We start from the raw sequence: 17,875 nt of genomic DNA, 5'->3' as shown, positions 1-17,875 counted from the left end.
TCAACCCGATCGCCATGGAAGAAGGCCTGCGCTTCGCTATCCGTGAAGGCGGCCGTACCGTCGGCGCCGGCGTGGTTGCCAAGATCTTCGACTAAGATCAAGCTGTAAAACACTTTGCCGCGGTGCGTAACGTATCGCGGCATTCGTGTCTCAATCGCGAGTTTTTGTAGGGGCGTAGCTCAATTGGCAGAGCGTCGGTCTCCAAAACCGAAGGTTGGGGGTTCGATGCCCTCCGCCCCTGCCACCGAATCTGGTGCAGGGTACTGAAAGTAAATATGTCTAGCCAGCCAGTTCAAACCGTCAACACCTCCAACGACAAGATCAAGATCGCATTGGCGATTGTGGCTGTGGTTGCAGGCGTGGTCGGTTTTTTTGTGTTGTCTGATCAGTCGACTCCGGTGCGCGCTGTCGCCCTGGTCGCCGGTCTGCTGGTGGCTGTGGCGTTTGCCTGGACGTCTGCACAAGGCCGCGGCTTCGTCGGTTTCGCCAAGGAATCCGTGCGCGAAACCAAGAAAGTCGTCTGGCCCACCCGCAAGGAAGCCATGCAGATCACTGCGGTGGTCTTCGCATTCGTGCTGATCATGGCGATCTTCCTCTGGGGTACGGACAAGTTGCTCGAGTTCCTGTTGTACGACGTAATTTTGGGCTGGAAATAACATGAGCGATAGCACGCAAGACAGCGCACCGATTGGTGCGCAAAGCGTTTCAAGCGCCGGAAACAAGCGCTGGTACGTGGTGCATGCATATTCCGGCATGGAAAAGAGCGTGCAGCGCGCGCTGACCGAGCGCATCAACCGCGCCGGCATGCAAGAACAGTTCGGCCAGATCCTGGTGCCGACTGAAGAAGTCGTTGATATGAAGAATGGTCACAAGTCCGTGACCGAACGTCGTTTCTTCCCGGGCTACGTCCTGGTCGAGATGGAAATGACGGACGAAACCTGGCACCTGGTGAAGAATACCGCCAAAGTGACCGGTTTCATCGGTGGCAAGTCGAATCGTCCGACCCCGCTGCCGCAGCGCGAAGTGGACTCGCTGCTCCGCCAGATGCAAGAAGGCGTCGAGAAGCCCCGTCCGAAGGTGCTCTACGAAGTTGGCGAAATGGTCCGCATCAAGGAAGGCCCGTTCACCGACTTCAACGGCAACGTCGAGGAAGTGAACTACGAGAAATCGCGCGTGCGCGTCTCGGTCACCATCTTCGGTCGCGCCACCCCGGTCGAACTCGAATTCGGCCAACTGGAAAAAGTCTGATCCCGCCCTCCGGAATCCCGCCTTTCCCTGTCAAGTTTTCAACGCCCGCTGGAGCGTCCCGGACAAGTCATCGTCCGATCATCCAGTCATCCGAGGAGCCGCAGTAAGGAGCCGCAAGGCGAATGACACGGCGCTACAACTCAATCAATAAGGAGCCGTCATGGCAAAGAAGATTATTGGTTTTATCAAGCTGCAAGTGCCAGCTGGTAAAGCAAACCCGTCCCCCCCGATCGGCCCGGCCCTGGGTCAGCGCGGTCTGAACATCATGGAGTTCTGCAAGGCCTTCAACGCCCAGACTCAAGGTGTCGAACCCGGTCTGCCGATTCCGGTCGTGATCACCGCCTTCGCGGACAAGTCCTTCACCTTCGTGATGAAGACCCCGCCGGCAACGATCCTGATCAAGAAGGCTGCTGGTATCCAGAAGGGTTCCGCCAAGCCGCATACCGACAAGGTCGGCAAGATCACCCGCAAGCAAGCGGAAGAGATCGCAACCCAGAAGAAGCCGGACCTGACCGCTGCTGATCTGGAAGCTGCCGTGCGTACCATCGCTGGTTCCGCACGTTCGATGGGCATCACGGTGGAGGGTCTGTAATGGCTAAGGTATCCAAGCGCGTCAAGGCAATGAAGGAAAAGGTCGATCGTACCAAGGCCTATCCGTTCGACAACGCCGTTTCCCTGATCAAGGAATTTGCAACCGCCAAGTTCAACGAATCGATCGACGTCGCCGTCCAGCTGGGCGTGGACGCGAAGAAGTCGGACCAAGTGGTCCGTGGTTCGGTGGTGCTGCCTGCCGGTACCGGCAAGACCGTTCGCGTGGCCGTGTTCGCCTCCGGCGACAAGGCTGAAGCTGCCAAGGCAGCTGGCGCTGACGTGGTCGGCATGGAAGACCTGGCAGAGCGCGTGAAGGCCGGCGACATGCCGTTCGACATCGTCATCGCTTCGCCCGACACCATGCGTATCGTCGGTACCCTGGGTCAGATCCTGGGTCCCCGTGGCCTGATGCCGAACCCGAAGGTTGGCACCGTGACCCCGGACGTGGCCACTGCCGTCAAGAACGCCAAGGCTGGTCAAGTGCAATACCGTACCGACAAGTCCGGTATCATCCACGCCACCATCGGCCGCAAGTCGTTCTCCGACGCCGATCTGAAGGCCAACCTGCTGGCCCTGATCGATGCCCTGAACAAGGCCAAGCCGGCCAGCAGCAAGGGTGTGTACCTGCGCAAGATCGCTCTGTCGTCCACCATGGGCGCTGGCGTTCGCGTGGACCAGGCTTCCCTGGCTGCCTAAGCAAGCAATACAGTCCCCGTTTCCGTGAGGAAGCGGGGCATCTCTTTGGGCTGTCGCAGTTGAGCGCAATCAGCAATTGATTGCGGCAGGCCTTCAAAGACCGTTGGGCGGAAGCCGGCAGCAGCAAGCCGGACGAAGTTAAAAGTGCTGGGCGCAAGTCCAGTGGACCCAACGCAGATGGTGAACCCGAGCAAGTTTCGTAGTCTCAGGCAGCATATTCAGTTTTGCCCTATGCTGCAGTGAACTCCTAAACGTCGGACGCCGTGTTCGAACCGGTGCAAGGCAAGCAGGCAGTGGCCTGTGTAGTGGCCGAGTACTATTTTTGGAGGTTGATCTTGAGTCTCAATCTGAATGACAAGAAGGCCGTCGTCGCCGAAGTTTCCGCAAAGGTTGCATCTGCGCAAACGATCGTCGTGGCCGAATACCGTGGCATCCAGGTTGGTTCCTTGACGCAACTGCGCGCACAAGCGCGTGCCCAAGGCGTGTACCTGCGCGTGTTGAAAAACACGCTGGCTCGTCGCGCCATCGAAGGCACGAAGTTTGCCGACCTCGCCCCGCAACTGACCGGTCCGCTGATCTACTCGATCTCGGAAGATGCCGTGGCCGCTGCCAAAGTCGTGTCCGACTTTGCCAAGACCAACGACAAGCTGGTTGTGAAGGCAGGTAACTACGAAGGCAAGCAGCTGGACAAGGCTGCTGTGGCTTCGCTGGCAAACATCCCGTCTCGCGAAGTTCTGCTGGCCCAGGTCCTGGGCATGATGCAGGCTCCGGTGTCGGGCTTTGCGCGCGCTCTGGCTGCCCTGGCAGCCAAGAAGGAAGCCGAAGCCGCATGAGGCACGGCCGCTTGAAGCGGCCCCGCTCTGCAGTTTCGACGCTTTCGCGTCACTACCAATCTGATGTTATTACCGAAATAAATTTAGGAGTTTCAAATGGCAATTAGCAAAGAAGACATCCTGGAAGCCGTTGGCGCGCTGTCCGTGATGGAACTGAATGACCTGGTCAAGGCATTCGAAGAGAAGTTTGGTGTTTCCGCTGCCGCAATGGCCGCTCCCGCCGCTGGCGGTGGTGCTGGTGCCGCTGCTGCTGCTGAAGAGCAGACCGAGTTCACCGTTGTGCTGGCTGAAGTCGGCGCCAACAAGGTCGGCGTCATCAAGGCCGTCCGTGAAATCACCGGCCTGGGCCTGAAGGAAGCCAAGGATCTGGTTGACGGTGCACCGAAGCCGGTCAAGGAAGGCATCGCCAAGGCTGACGCTGAAGCTGCCAAGAAGAAGCTGGAAGAAGCTGGCGCCAAGGCCGAACTGAAGTAATTCTCTTGCCTACCAAGGCGAGTCATTACTCCGGAGTCAAAGTGCAGAATCCCTTGAAAAAGGGATTCGGCTTTGGCTCCTTTGTCGTTTCTTATTTTTGCTGGTGATGTTGATGCGCCGCAGTATTCGTTGTCGGGAATATTAAGCGCGATCTCAGCAAAAAACTAGGGTAGACATTTGAAGATTTGAGTGCCGATGGCCCGGACTGCTTTCCCGGCAAGTCGCGCGGTCTGATCGAATCTTGAATTCTCTATCCTTCCTGTCACTCACGGAGTGTCCATGCACTACTCATTTACTGAGAAGAAGCGCATTCGCAAATCCTTCGCGAAACGCGCAAACGTCCACAACGTTCCGTTCCTGCTCGCGACTCAGATCGAGTCGTATCAGAATTTCCTGCAACCCGAACGTGCTGCATCGGAACGCAAGAACGAAGGCCTGCAATCGGCTTTCACCTCGATTTTCCCCATCGTGTCGCACAATGGCTTTGCGCGCCTCGAATTCCTGTCGTATGTGCTGGGCGCTCCGCCGTTTGACGTCAAAGAGTGCCAACAACGTGGCCTGACCTTCGCGTCCCCGCTGCGCGCCAAGGTGCGCCTGGTGATCCTGGACAAGGAGTCGCCCACCAAGCCGGTCGTCAAGGAAATGAAGGAGCAGGAAGTCTACATGGGCGAACTGCCCCTGATGACGACCACCGGTTCCTTCGTCATCAACGGCACCGAGCGCGTGATCGTGTCCCAGCTGCACCGCTCCCCGGGCGTGTTCTTCGAACACGACCGCGGCAAGACGCACTCGTCGGGCAAGCTGCTGTTCTCGGCCCGCATCATTCCTTACCGTGGCTCTTGGCTGGACTTCGAATTCGACCCGAAGGACATCCTGTTCTTCCGCGTCGACCGCCGCCGCAAGATGCCGGTGACGATCCTGTTGAAGGCCATCGGGATGACCTCCGAGCAGATCCTGGCGAACTTCTTCGTCTTCGACAACTTCAACCTGCACGCCGAAGGCGCGGACATGGAGTTCGTCTCCGAGCGCCTGCGCGGTGAAGTCGCACGTTTCGACATCACCGACAAGTCGGGCAAGGTGATGGTCGCCAAGGACAAGCGCATCAACGCCAAGCACGTGCGTGACATCGAAGCCGCCGGCATCAAGCACATCTCCGTGCCTGAGGACTACCTGCTGGGCCGCGTGCTGGCCAAGAACATCGTCGATCCGGACACCGGTGAAGTCGTGGCCAGCGCCAACGACGAGCTGACCGAAGAACTGCTGGCCAAGCTGCGCGAAGCCAACATCTCGGCCATCCAGACCCTGTACACCAACGACCTGGACCAGGGCGGCTACATCTCGCAGACCCTGCGCACCGACGACACCGCCGACCAGACCGCCGCGCGCGTGGCGATCTATCGCATGATGCGTCCTGGCGAACCGCCGACCGAAGAGTCCGTGGAAGCCCTGTTCAACGGCCTGTTCTACAGCGAAGACCGCTACGACCTGTCGGCCGTGGGCCGCATGAAGTTCAACCGTCGCGTCAGCCGCGACGAGCTGACCGGTCCGATGACCCTGTCCAATGACGACATCCTGGCCGTCATCAAGATCCTGGTCGAACTGCGTAACGGCCGCGGCGAAGTCGATGACATCGACCACCTGGGCAACCGTCGCGTGCGCTGCGTGGGCGAACTGGCCGAAAACCAGTTCCGCGCCGGTCTCGTGCGCGTGGAGCGCGCCGTCAAGGAACGCCTGGGCCAAGCCGAGGCGGACAACCTGATGCCGCACGACCTGATCAACTCCAAGCCGATCTCGGCTGCCATCCGTGAGTTCTTCGGTTCGTCCCAGCTGTCGCAGTTCATGGACCAGACCAACCCGCTGTCGGAAATCACGCACAAGCGCCGCGTTTCCGCCCTGGGCCCTGGCGGTCTGACCCGCGAACGCGCCGGCTTCGAAGTGCGCGACGTGCACCCGACCCACTACGGCCGCGTCTGCCCGATCGAAACGCCTGAAGGCCCGAACATCGGCCTGATCAACTCGCTGGCGCTGTACGCCCGCCTGAACGAATACGGTTTCCTGGAAACCCCGTACCGCAAGGTCGAGGGCAGCAAGGTCACCAACCAGATCGACTACCTGTCGGCCATCGAAGAAGGTCGTTACGTGATCGCCCAGGCGAACGCGACCATCGACGGCGAAGGCAAGCTGTCCGACGAACTGGTGTCGGCCCGTGAAGCTGGCGAAACCATCCTGGTCTCGCCGGAACGCGTGCAGTACATGGACGTGGCCCCGGGCCAGGTGGTGTCGGTGGCAGCCTCGCTGATTCCGTTCCTGGAACACGATGACGCGAACCGTGCACTGATGGGCGCCAACATGCAGCGCCAGGCCGTGCCTTGCCTGCGTCCGGAAAAGCCGCTGGTCGGCACCGGCATCGAGCGTACCGTGGCAGTCGACTCGGGTACTACCGTGCAAGCCCTGCGTGGCGGCGTGGTGGACTACGTCGATGCAGGCCGTGTGGTGATCCGCGTCAACGACGACGAAGCGCAAGCGGGCGAAGTCGGTGTGGACATCTACAACCTGATCAAGTACACCCGTTCCAACCAGAACACCAACATCAACCAGCGCCCGATCGTCAAGATCGGTGACCGCGTGGCCAAGCATGACGTGATCGCCGACGGCGCCTCGACCGACATGGGCGAGCTGGCACTGGGCCAGAACATGCTGGTGGCGTTCATGCCCTGGAACGGCTACAACTTCGAAGACTCGATCCTGATCTCCGAAAAGGTCGTGGCTGATGACCGCTACACCTCGATCCACATCGAGGAACTGTCGGTGGTGGCACGTGACACCAAGCTCGGTGCAGAAGAAATCACCCGCGACATCTCCAACCTGGCCGAGAACCAACTGGCCCGCCTGGATGAGTCGGGTATCGTCTACATCGGCGCCGAAGTCGAAGCTGGCGACACCCTGGTCGGCAAGGTCACCCCGAAGGGCGAGACCCAGCTGACCCCGGAAGAGAAGCTGCTGCGCGCGATCTTCGGCGAGAAGGCTTCCGACGTGAAGGACACCTCGCTGCGCGTGCCCTCGGGCATGGTCGGTACCGTCATCGACGTGCAGGTGTTCACCCGCGAAGGCATCCAGCGTGACAAGCGCGCCCAGCAGATCATCGACGATGAACTCAAGCGCTATCGCCTGGACCTGAACGACCAGCTGCGTATCGTGGAAGGCGATGCCTTCCAGCGTCTGGAGCGTCTGTTGATCGGCAAGGTCGCCAACGGCGGCCCCAAGAAGCTGGTCAAGGGCACCAAGCTGGACAAGGCTTACCTGGACGATCTGGACAAGTTCCACTGGTTCGACATCCGTCCGGCCGATGACGACATCGCCAACGCGCTGGAAGCCATCAAGGAATCCATCGCCGAGAAGCGTCACCAGTTCGACCTGGCCTTCGAAGAGAAGCGCAAGAAGCTGACCCAGGGCGACGAACTGCCGCCTGGCGTGCAGAAGATGGTCAAGGTCTACCTGGCCGTGAAGCGCCGCCTGCAGCCTGGCGACAAGATGGCCGGCCGTCACGGTAACAAGGGTGTGGTTTCGCGCATTCTGCCGATCGAAGACATGCCGCACATGGCCGACGGTACCCCCGCCGACATCGTGCTGAACCCGCTGGGTGTTCCGTCCCGTATGAACGTCGGCCAGGTGCTGGAAGTTCACCTGGGCTGGGCCGCCAAGGGTCTGGGCCTGCGTCTGGGCGAGATGGTGCAGGCGCAAGCCAAGGTGGCGGAACTGCGCAAGTTCCTGACCACCATCTACAACGAGTCGGGCAAGAAGGAAGAGCTGGATTCGTTCACCGATGAGGAAATCATCGAGCTGGTGACCAACCTGAAGAAGGGCGTGCCCTTCGCGACCCCGGTGTTTGACGGTGCACATGAAGAAGAAACCCGCCGCATGCTCGATCTGGCCTATCCGGACCCGATCGCCAAGCAGCTGGGCATGACCCCGTCCAAGAACCAGGTCACGATGTATGACGGCCGCACCGGTGAAGCCTTCGAGCGCACCGTGACCGTCGGTTACATGCACTACCTGAAGCTGCACCACCTGGTCGACGACAAGATGCACGCTCGTTCCACCGGCCCGTACTCGCTGGTGACCCAGCAGCCGCTGGGCGGCAAGGCGCAGTTCGGCGGCCAGCGTTTCGGCGAAATGGAAGTGTGGGCACTGGAAGCTTACGGTGCCTCCTACGTCCTGCAGGAAATGCTGACGGTCAAGTCCGACGACGTGAACGGCCGCACCAAGGTGTACGAGAACCTGGTCAAGGGCGACCACGTGATCGATGCCGGCATGCCGGAATCCTTCAACGTGTTGGTGAAGGAAATCCGCTCGCTGGGTATCGACATCGACCTGGAACGCGAATGATGTAAAGGGGTGCGCGGCGCAGGCTGCGCACCCCGCCGGTTTTTCCGGCGAACCAAGAATTCAAGAATTCAGTATTGACGCATCGCTCCACGGGCGATGTGAACGAATCAAGAGATTCAAAAGATTCAAGCGAAGTACGGCAGTAAGCTGGGGAGGTCTGTCCCGGTATCGAGCGGCACCACGAAGCAGAGGCTTCGCTGGCTCTCCCGCCGATGCGAACAGGGTTAAGCAGGGTGAACCGGCCACACGTAAATTTAGTTTCTCACGCCAACCTGGAGTGATACATGAAAGCACTGCTCGATCTATTCAAGCAAGTCCAGCAAAACGAACAATTCGACGCGATCAAGATCGGTCTGGCTTCGCCTGACAAGATCCGCTCGTGGTCCTTCGGCGAAGTCAAGAAGCCGGAAACCATCAACTACCGTACCTTCAAGCCTGAGCGCGACGGCCTGTTCTGCGCCAAGATCTTCGGCCCCATCAAGGACTACGAGTGCCTGTGCGGCAAGTACAAGCGCCTGAAGCACCGTGGCGTGATCTGCGAGAAGTGCGGCGTGGAAGTGACCCTGGCCAAGGTGCGCCGTGAGCGCATGGGCCACATCGAGCTGGCTTCCCCGACTGCCCACATCTGGTTCCTGAAGTCGCTGCCGTCCCGTCTGGGCATGGTGCTGGACATGACCCTGCGCGACATCGAGCGCGTGCTGTACTTCGAAGCCTACGTCGTGACCGATCCTGGCATGACCCCGCTGAAGAAGTGCCAGATCATGTCCGAAGACGATTACGCCGCCAAGTACGAAGAGTACGGCGACGACTTCATCGCCTTCATGGGCGCCGAAGGTATCCGCGAACTGCTGCGCTCGATCGACATCGACCGCGAAGCGGAAACCCTGCGCCAGGAACTGAAGGACTCCAAGTCCGAAGCCAAGATCAAGAAGTACGCCAAGCGCCTGAAGGTGCTGGAGGCGTTCCAGCGCTCGGGCATCAAGCCCGACTGGATGATCATGGAAGTGCTGCCCGTGCTGCCGCCGGAACTGCGTCCGCTGGTGCCGCTGGATGGCGGCCGCTTCGCGACCTCCGACCTGAACGACCTGTATCGCCGCGTGATCAACCGCAATAATCGTCTCAAGCGATTGATGGAACTGCGCGCACCTGAAATCATCACGCGCAACGAAAAGCGCATGCTGCAGGAAGCGGTCGACTCGCTGCTGGACAACGGTCGTCGCGGCAAGGCCATGACCGGCGCCAACAAGCGTCCGCTGAAGTCGCTGGCCGAAATGATCAAGGGCAAGGGCGGTCGTTTCCGTCAAAACCTGCTGGGCAAGCGCGTGGACTACTCGGGCCGTTCGGTCATCGTGGTGGGCCCGCAGCTGAAGCTGCACCAGTGCGGCCTGCCCAAGCTGATGGCCCTGGAACTGTTCAAGCCCTTCATCTTCAACAAGCTGGAACTGATGGGTCTGTCGACCACCATCAAGGCCGCCAAGAAGCTGGTGGAAGCGCAAGAGCCGGTGGTCTGGGACATCCTGGAAGAAGTCATCCGCGAACACCCGGTCATGCTGAACCGCGCGCCGACCCTGCACCGTCTGGGCATCCAGGCGTTCGAGCCGGTCCTGATCGAAGGCAAGGCGATCCAGCTGCACCCGCTGGTTTGCGCGGCGTTCAACGCCGACTTCGACGGCGACCAGATGGCCGTCCACGTGCCGCTGTCGATCGAAGCGCAGATGGAAGCCCGCACCCTGATGCTGGCCTCCAACAACATCCTGTTCCCGTCCAACGGCGAACCGTCGATCGTGCCGTCCCAGGATATCGTGCTGGGTCTGTACTATGCCACCCGTGAAGCCATCAACGGCAAGAACGAAGGCATGATGTTCCAGGACGTGTCGGAAGTCATCCGCGCTTACGACAACAAGGAAGTCGAGCTGGCCACCCGTATCACCGTGCGTATCGTGGAACACCCGAAGGATCCGGTCACCGGCGAATTCGTGCGTACCGTCAAGCGCTACGAGACCACCGTCGGCCGCGCCATCCTCTCCGAGATCCTGCCCAAGGGCCTGCCGTTCTCGGTGCTGAACCGCGCGCTGAAGAAGAAGGAAATCTCGAAGCTGATCAACACGTCCTTCCGCAAGTGCGGTCTGCGTGCCACCGTCGTGTTTGCCGACCAGCTGATGCAGTCGGGCTTCCGCCTGGCGACCCGCGCCGGTATCTCCATCTGCGTGGACGACATGCTGGTGCCGCCGCAAAAGGCCACCCTGATTGCGGCTGCCGAATCGGAAGTCAAGCAGATCGAACAGCAGTACTCCTCCGGTCTGGTGACCGCAGGCGAGCGTTACAACAAGGTGGTGGACATCTGGGGCAAGGCCGGCGACGAAGTCGGCAAGGCCATGATGGACCAGCTGAAGGTCGAAGACGTCGTCACCCGCGAAGGCAAGAAGACCACCCAGGAATCGTTCAACGCGATTTACATGATGGCCGACTCCGGCGCCCGTGGTTCGGCTGCCCAGATCCGCCAGCTGGCTGGTATGCGCGGCCTGATGGCCAAGCCTGACGGCTCCATCATTGAAACGCCGATTACCGCGAACTTCCGCGAAGGCCTGAACGTGTTGCAGTACTTCATCTCGACGCACGGCGCCCGTAAGGGTCTGGCCGACACCGCGCTGAAGACCGCAAACTCCGGTTACCTGACCCGTCGTCTGGTGGACGTGACCCAGGATCTGGTCGTGATCGAAGACGATTGCGGCACCTCCAACGGTTCGGCCATGAAGGCGCTGGTGGAAGGCGGTGAAGTCATCGAAGCCCTGCGCGACCGTATCCTCGGCCGTGTGGCTGCGACCGACATCGTCAACCCGGAAGATCAATCCACCCTGTACGAAGCCGGCACCCTGCTGGACGAAGACAAGGTCGAAGAGATCGAACGCATGGGTATCGACGAAGTGAAGGTTCGTACCCCGCTGACCTGCGACACCCGCTATGGCCTGTGCGCCAAGTGCTATGGCCGCGACCTGGGCCGTGGCCTGCTGGTGAACTCCGGTGAAGCCGTCGGTGTGGTGGCTGCGCAGTCCATCGGTGAGCCGGGTACCCAGCTGACCATGCGTACCTTCCACATCGGTGGTGCAGCATCGCGTGCAGCGGTGGCCTCCTCGGTGGAAGCCAAGTCCAACGGCACCGTGCGCTTCACCGCCACGATGCGTTACGTGACCAATGGCAAGGGCGAACAGATCGTCATTTCCCGTTCCGGCGAAGTGCTGATCACCGACGACCTGGGCCGTGAGCGCGAGCGTCACAAAGTGCCGTACGGCGCCACCCTGATCGTCAAGGATGGCCTGACCATCAAGGCCGGTACCGCCCTGGCAACCTGGGATCCGCTGACCCGTCCGATCATCACCGAGTACTCCGGTACCGTGAAGTTCGAAAACGTGGAAGAGGGTTCGACCGTGGCCAAGCAGATCGATGAAGTCACCGGTCTGTCGACCCTGGTGGTCATCGATGCGAAGCGTCGTGGTCCGTCCTCCAAGGTCATGCGTCCGCAGGTGAAACTGCTGAACGAACAAGGCGAAGAAGTGAAGATCGCCGGCACCGAACACTCGGTGACCATCGGCTTCCAGGTTGGCGCGCTGATCACCGTCAAGGACGGTCAGCAAGTGCATGTGGGTGAAGTGCTGGCCCGTATCCCGACCGAATCGCAGAAGACCCGTGACATTACCGGTGGTCTGCCGCGCGTGGCCGAGCTGTTCGAAGCCCGTTCGCCCAAGGATGCCGGCATGCTGGCCGAAGTCACTGGTACCGTTGCCTTCGGCAAGGAAACCAAGGGCAAGCAGCGTCTGGAAATCACCGACATGGAAGGTACCAAGCACGAGTTCCTGATCACCAAGGACAAGCAAGTGCTGGTGCACGACGGCCAGGTGGTGAACAAGGGCGAAATGATCGTCGACGGTCCGGCCGATCCGCAGGACATCCTGCGCCTGCTGGGTATCGAAGCGCTGGCCCGTTACATCGTGGACGAAGTGCAGGACGTGTACCGTCTGCAGGGCGTGAAGATCAACGACAAGCACATCGAAGTGATCGTGCGCCAGATGCTGCGCCGCGTGCAAGTGGTGGAGCCGGGCGACACCAACTACATCACCGGTGAGCAGGTCGAGCGCTCCGAACTGCTGGACGAGAACGACCGCGTGACCGCCGAAGGCAAGATCCCGGCGACCTACGAAAACGTGCTGCTGGGTATTACCAAGGCATCGCTGTCGACCGACTCCTTCATCTCGGCCGCATCGTTCCAGGAAACCACCCGCGTGCTGACCGAAGCAGCCATCATGGGCAAGAAGGACGGCCTGCGCGGCCTGAAGGAAAACGTCATCGTCGGCCGCCTGATCCCGGCCGGTACTGGCCTGGCCTTCCACCGCGCCCGCAAGGAAAAGGATGCATGGGAAGCCGAAGAGCGCGCAGCACTGCTCGAAGCCGAACGTGCCTCCCGTTCCGACTTCGCCGACGAGGAAGTCTCCTCGACCGAATCCATCGGTGGCGGCGAAGGCGAAGCGTAAGCATCGTCGGCAAGGCAATACGGGGCGGCCAGCAGGACCGGCCGCCCCGGCAAGACAACAAGCTGCAAGAGAAAACGGCACCGGAAGCAATTCCGGTGCCGTTTTTTCGTTCATGGAGGTGTTGGCCGGGGCATCATGGCCTTCATATCCCTGTTTATCCCTACTGGCGGTAGGCCTTGCTGCTTGCGGCATTGCCAAGGATGAGTGAATCTTTTATCATCTACAAATAATAATGATTCTCATCTGATTCCTGTCGCGTGGAATCAAACTTCATATCGACGACGACCTGCGCCCGCAGGCCGTTTTTATCCAAGAGGTAGCCAGCCAGCGCTAGTAGCGCCAAGTACGATGCCCAGGCCATCGCCAACGGGCAGCCGGCAGTGAGCAGCCGCGACAGCGCCTTCTCGCCGCGCCTGGCTTTCCTCTATGAGGTCACACCGGCGTTCATTCCCTATATCCAATATGCGCGCGGCTTCCGTTCGCCTTCGCCGCAGGAGATCAATTCCTTCTTCAACAATACCGTCTATCGCCAGATCTCCAATCCGGACCTCAAGCCCGAAACGAGCAACACCGTCGAAGTCGGCCTGCGCGGCAAGCTGGCGGCCGGGCCCGGCGCGCTGCGCTACAGCGCGGCGGCGTACAAGGGCAATTACCGCAACTTCATCGACCTGGTCACCGTGCGCGGCAACCTCACGGTGGCCAACCCGACCATCTTCCAGTACCGCAATGCGGCCAAGGCCGAGATTCACGGGCTGGAAGGGCGCATCGATTACGCGCTCGACAATGGCTTCACCGTCAAGGGCGGCTTCGCCTGGACCAAGGGCACCACGACGGCCAATGGCGTGGAGCAGGGGCTGGAGTCCGTGGCCCCGCTGTCGGTGGTGACGGGCCTGCGTTATGAGCGTCCCCAGCAATGGTTCGTGCAGGGCGACCTGGTCTACAACGCGGCCAAGAAGAAGGAAGACATCCCGACCGCCACCAACTTCGTTTCGCCCTCCTTCTTCGTGATGGATCTCTCGGGTGGGGTTCACCTCACCCGCAACATGACCGTCACCGCCGGCATCCGCAACCTGTTCGATCGCAAGTACTGGAGCTGGACCGACAACGTCCTCGATCCGGATTTCAACCTGCACCTGCGCGCCAAGGCGGTGGATCACGGCTGGGTGGTGCGCCGCCCGACTGATCACGGCATGATCACTTCAGTGGAGTTCTACGATGCGCAGGGGAAGCAGATCGTCAACTTCTTCTCCCGCCGCGACCGAGGCCAGCCAGAGACGATGCAGTGGCGCAACATGGTCGAGGCACTGCCGCGCGGCTGAACTTGTCCCCCAGGCAACGGAGCAACTGCACTCAACTTTTGCATGAGGGAAAACATTGCCATTTCGCCACCTGTAAACCGTGGCGAAATGGCCATAAACCGCGTCAATTCGGCGCGGCAGCCCCGTTCGGGTTGACCCGCTGGACATTCCGGCGTACACTCGCGAGTTCTCGAATTTAGGCTCTCCCGGGCTTATGCGTTCTTTGGTCTGAAACATCGCTTCTGCGACGCTACCTTCCCTTGCGGTCTTAAATCCGATTTGCGCATTGTCTTGCGCACAAGAGTTTCCTGTGTGGTTCCGGGCAACCGATTCCGGAACCTGTTTTCAATGTTGTACTTTGTTGGATTAAAACGATGCCAACCATCAATCAACTGATTAGCAAACCACGTGTCCGCGCGATCGTGAAGAGCAAGTCGCCGGCGCTGGAAAACAGCCCGCAAAAGCGCGGTGTCTGCACCCGCGTGTACACCACCACCCCGAAGAAGCCGAACTCGGCGCTGCGTAAGGTGGCCAAGGTGCGCCTGACCAACGGTTTCGAAGTCATTTCGTACATCGGCGGTGAAGGCCACAACCTGCAAGAACACAGCGTCGTGCTGATCCGCGGCGGCCGTGTGAAGGACTTGCCGGGTGTGCGTTACCACATGGTTCGCGGTGCACTGGATACCCAGGGCGTCAAGGATCGTAAGCAAGCTCGCTCGAAGTACGGTGCCAAGCGCGCCAAGGCAGCGAAGAAGTAATAATTGGTGTTTATCATGACGCTTTCGCGCGTCGTGTGAACAGACTCAGAGTCGGTCCAGGTTGGGCCGAGTAAGTGGAAGCCATGATGGCTCTCCGCGAGTGCAGGCGAAGTTGAAGCAGGGTTCGCCCACTCAACTGAAGATTGAAAGGAATCGAAATGCCACGTCGTCGTGAAGTCCCCAAGCGGGAAATTCTGCCGGATCCGAAGTTCGGCAACGTTGAAGTCGCCAAGTTTGTGAACGTGCTGATGCTGTCGGGCAAGAAGTCCGTCGCTGAAAACATCATCTACGGTGCCTTCGACTACATCCAGACCAAGTCGGGCAAGGACCCGCTGGAAGTGTTCTCCGCAGCCCTGAACAACTGCAAGCCGATGGTGGAAGTGAAGTCCCGCCGCGTCGGTGGCGCCAACTACCAGGTGCCCGTTGAAGTGCGTCCGGTGCGCCGTATGGCCCTGTCGATGCGCTGGCTGCGTGAAGCCGCCAACAAGCGCAGCGAAAAGTCGATGCCGCAGCGCCTGGGTGGTGAACTGATGGAAGCTGCCGAAGGCCGTGGTGGCGCCATGAAGCGTCGTGATGAAGTGCACCGTATGGCAGAAGCGAACAAGGCGTTCTCGCACTTCCGCTTCTAATCAAGACTGGGCTGGGGCGGACCCTATCCGGGTGTTTCCTGGCCTGCATCTAAATTGGTTCGAGCCGAGCGTTTATTTGAAAAAAATGACGCTCGGTTTCGTGCATTAAAGACTTAGGAATAAATCATGGCTCGCAAGACCCCCATTGAGCGCTACCGCAACATCGGTATCTCCGCGCACATCGATGCTGGCAAGACCACCACGACCGAGCGCGTGCTGTTCTACACCGGTGTGAACCACAAGATCGGTGAAGTGCACGACGGCGCCGCCACCATGGACTGGATGGAGCAGGAACAAGAGCGTGGTATCACCATCACCTCGGCTGCTACCACCTGTTACTGGAAGGGCATGGCGAACAACTTCCCCGCCCACCACATCAACATCATCGACACCCCGGGTCACGTTGACTTCACCATCGAAGTGGAACGTTCGATGCGCGTGCTCGACGGCGCCTGCATGGTCTACTGTGCAGTGGGCGGCGTGCAGCCGCAGTCGGAAACCGTGTGGCGTCAGGCCAACAAGTACAAGGTCCCGCGTCTGGCCTTCGTCAACAAGATGGACCGTACCGGTGCCAACTTCTTCAAGGTCTACGAGCAGATGCGTGCTCGCCTGAAGGCCAACCCGATCCCGATGCAAGTGCCTATCGGCGCCGAAGAAAACTTCGAAGGCGTGATCGACCTGGTCAAGATGCGCGCAATCTACTGGGACGACGCTTCCCAGGGCATGAAGTTCGACTACCGCGACATCCCCGAGCACCTGAAGGCTGACGCGCAGAAGTGGCGTGAAAACCTGGTCGAAACCGCTGCTGAAGCATCGGAAGACCTGATGAACAAGTACCTGGAAGAAGGCGACCTGACCGAAGCCGAAATCAAGGGCGCGATCCGTCAACGCACCATCTCCGGCGAAATCGTCCCGATGATGTGCGGCACCGCCTTCAAGAACAAGGGCGTGCAAGCCATGCTGGACGGCGTGGTCGAGTACCTGCCGTCGCCGGTGGACATCCCCCCGGTTCCGGGCCTGAACGAAGACGACGAGCCGGTCGTGCGCGAAGCCAAGGACGACGAGAAGTTCTCCGCCCTGGCCTTCAAGATCGCCACCGACCCGTTCGTGGGCCAGCTGTGCTTCATCCGTTGCTACTCCGGTACCCTGAACTCGGGCGACACCGTGCTGAACTCGGTGAAGTCGAAGAAGGAACGTATCGGCCGTATCGTTCAGATGCACGCCAACCAGCGTGAAGAAATCAAGGAAATGATGGCCGGTGACATCGCCGCCGTCGTGGGCCTGAAGGACACCACCACCGGTGACACCCTGTGCGACGACAAGGCAATGGTCGTGCTGGAGCGCATGGTCTTCCCCGAGCCGGTGATCTCGCAGGCTGTGGAACCCAAGACCAAGGCCGACCAGGAAAAGATGGGCCTGGCCCTGAACCGCCTGGCTGCTGAAGATCCGTCGTTCCGCGTGCGTACCGACGAAGAATCGGGCCAGACCATCATCGCCGGTATGGGCGAGCTGCACTTGGACATCATCGTTGACCGCATGAAGCGCGAATTCAACGTGGAAGCCACCGTCGGCAAGCCGCAAGTGGCTTACCGCGAAACCATCCGCAAGACCTGCGAAGAATCCGAAGGCAAGTTCGTCAAGCAGTCGGGTGGTCGTGGTCAGTACGGTCACGTCGTCCTGAAGATCGAGCCGCAAGAAGCCGGCAAGGGCTTCGAGTTCGTCGACGCGATCAAGGGCGGTACCGTTCCTCGCGAATTCATCCCCGCCGTTGAAAAGGGCGTGCGTGAAACCCTGAACACCGGCGTGCTGGCTGGTTACCCTGTCGTTGACGTCAAGGTCACCCTGTTCTTCGGTTCGTACCACGATGTGGACTCGAACGAAAACGCCTTCCGCATGGCCGGTTCGATGGCCTTCAAGGAAGGTTGCCGCCGCGCCAGCCCCGTCATCCTGGAACCGATGATGGCTGTCGAAGTGGAAACCCCGGAAGATTACGCCGGTACCGTGATGGGCGACCTGTCCTCCCGCCGTGGCATGGTCCAGGGCATGGATGAAATCGCCGGCGGTGGTGGCAAGATCATCAAGGCTGAAGTGCCCCTGTCGGAAATGTTTGGTTACTCGACCACGCTGCGTTCGGCTACCCAAGGCCGTGCAACCTACTCGATGGAATTCAAGCACTACTCCGAAGCGCCCAAGAACGTGATCGACGCAATCGTCACTTCCAAGGCCAAGTAAGTTGCAGGAATGGCGATCCCTTCCGAGCGGAGGGGATCGCTGGCTGGATCACCGGCCACACATTGAATATTGAACATCGAACATATCGTTCTTTTGAAGGAAATTTAAAATGGCAAAAGGCAAGTTTGAACGGACCAAGCCGCACGTGAACGTCGGCACCATCGGTCACGTTGACCACGGCAAGACCACCCTGACCGCTGCAAT

The 17,875-nt window shown here is 60.0% G+C and carries 14 protein-coding genes and 1 tRNA gene; all 15 read left to right on the top strand.

Annotated elements, in window-relative coordinates; translation table 11 throughout:
- On the top strand, positions 1–95 hold a 95-nt coding region (locus tag CEJ45_RS24080), incomplete at its 5' end, for an EF-Tu C-terminal domain-related protein (protein ID WP_017455451.1).
- A gap of 73 nt (positions 96–168) precedes the next feature.
- Positions 169–244 (top strand) — tRNA-Trp (locus CEJ45_RS24075).
- Between the two features lie 31 nt (positions 245–275).
- Positions 276–656 carry a preprotein translocase subunit SecE gene (gene secE, locus CEJ45_RS24070; RefSeq protein WP_013232176.1) on the top strand — a complete coding sequence of 127 codons (381 nt, stop codon included), beginning with the start codon at positions 276–278 and terminating at the stop codon, positions 654–656.
- A 1-nt stretch (position 657) separates the two neighbouring features.
- Positions 658–1,248 (top strand): transcription termination/antitermination protein NusG, encoded by a 591-nt coding sequence (gene nusG, locus CEJ45_RS24065; protein ID WP_034333546.1) that lies wholly within the window; start codon positions 658–660, stop codon positions 1,246–1,248.
- A 160-nt stretch (positions 1,249–1,408) separates the two neighbouring features.
- Positions 1,409–1,840, top strand: a complete 432-nt coding sequence (rplK, locus tag CEJ45_RS24060; RefSeq protein WP_007875265.1) for a 50S ribosomal protein L11 — start codon at positions 1,409–1,411, stop codon at positions 1,838–1,840.
- Positions 1,840–2,535, top strand: coding sequence for a 50S ribosomal protein L1 (rplA, locus tag CEJ45_RS24055; protein ID WP_008334113.1), 696 nt, complete (start codon positions 1,840–1,842; stop codon positions 2,533–2,535). The genes rplK and rplA overlap by 1 nt, the downstream gene beginning before the upstream one ends.
- A gap of 335 nt (positions 2,536–2,870) precedes the next feature.
- Positions 2,871–3,368, top strand: a complete 498-nt coding sequence (gene rplJ, locus CEJ45_RS24050; RefSeq protein ID WP_041309939.1) for a 50S ribosomal protein L10 — start codon at positions 2,871–2,873, stop codon at positions 3,366–3,368.
- A gap of 96 nt (positions 3,369–3,464) precedes the next feature.
- Positions 3,465–3,842, top strand: coding sequence for a 50S ribosomal protein L7/L12 (gene rplL / locus CEJ45_RS24045; RefSeq protein ID WP_034333536.1), 378 nt, complete (start codon positions 3,465–3,467; stop codon positions 3,840–3,842).
- Between the two features lie 279 nt (positions 3,843–4,121).
- Positions 4,122–8,228: a DNA-directed RNA polymerase subunit beta gene (gene rpoB / locus CEJ45_RS24040; RefSeq protein WP_088757506.1), complete on the top strand. Its 4,107-nt coding sequence runs from the start codon at positions 4,122–4,124 to the stop codon at positions 8,226–8,228.
- Between the two features lie 284 nt (positions 8,229–8,512).
- The gene (gene rpoC, locus CEJ45_RS24035) at positions 8,513–12,754 is read left to right on the top strand and encodes a DNA-directed RNA polymerase subunit beta' (RefSeq protein ID WP_088757505.1); all 4,242 of its coding nucleotides are present in this window, start codon (positions 8,513–8,515) and stop codon (positions 12,752–12,754) included.
- Positions 12,755–13,113: 359 nt separating this feature from the next.
- Positions 13,114–14,073 (top strand): TonB-dependent receptor domain-containing protein, encoded by a 960-nt coding sequence (locus tag CEJ45_RS24030; RefSeq protein WP_338152881.1) that lies wholly within the window; start codon positions 13,114–13,116, stop codon positions 14,071–14,073.
- 353 nt (positions 14,074–14,426) lie between these two features.
- On the top strand, positions 14,427–14,810 hold the full coding sequence (gene rpsL, locus CEJ45_RS24025; RefSeq protein ID WP_006465490.1) for a 30S ribosomal protein S12: 384 nt from the start codon (positions 14,427–14,429) through the stop codon (positions 14,808–14,810).
- Between the two features lie 158 nt (positions 14,811–14,968).
- Positions 14,969–15,439 carry a 30S ribosomal protein S7 gene (gene rpsG / locus CEJ45_RS24020; RefSeq protein WP_006465489.1) on the top strand — a complete coding sequence of 157 codons (471 nt, stop codon included), beginning with the start codon at positions 14,969–14,971 and terminating at the stop codon, positions 15,437–15,439.
- A gap of 126 nt (positions 15,440–15,565) precedes the next feature.
- Positions 15,566–17,671, top strand: a complete 2,106-nt coding sequence (fusA, locus tag CEJ45_RS24015; protein WP_013232184.1) for an elongation factor G — start codon at positions 15,566–15,568, stop codon at positions 17,669–17,671.
- 109 nt (positions 17,672–17,780) lie between these two features.
- The coding region (locus tag CEJ45_RS24010; protein ID WP_005434227.1) for a GTP-binding protein at positions 17,781–17,875 on the top strand (95 nt) is incomplete at its 3' end.

This window comes from Herbaspirillum aquaticum (assembly GCF_002213425.1).
Lineage (GTDB): Bacteria > Pseudomonadota > Gammaproteobacteria > Burkholderiales > Burkholderiaceae_D > Herbaspirillum > Herbaspirillum aquaticum.
This window is presented reverse-complemented; position numbering and strand designations above follow the sequence as displayed.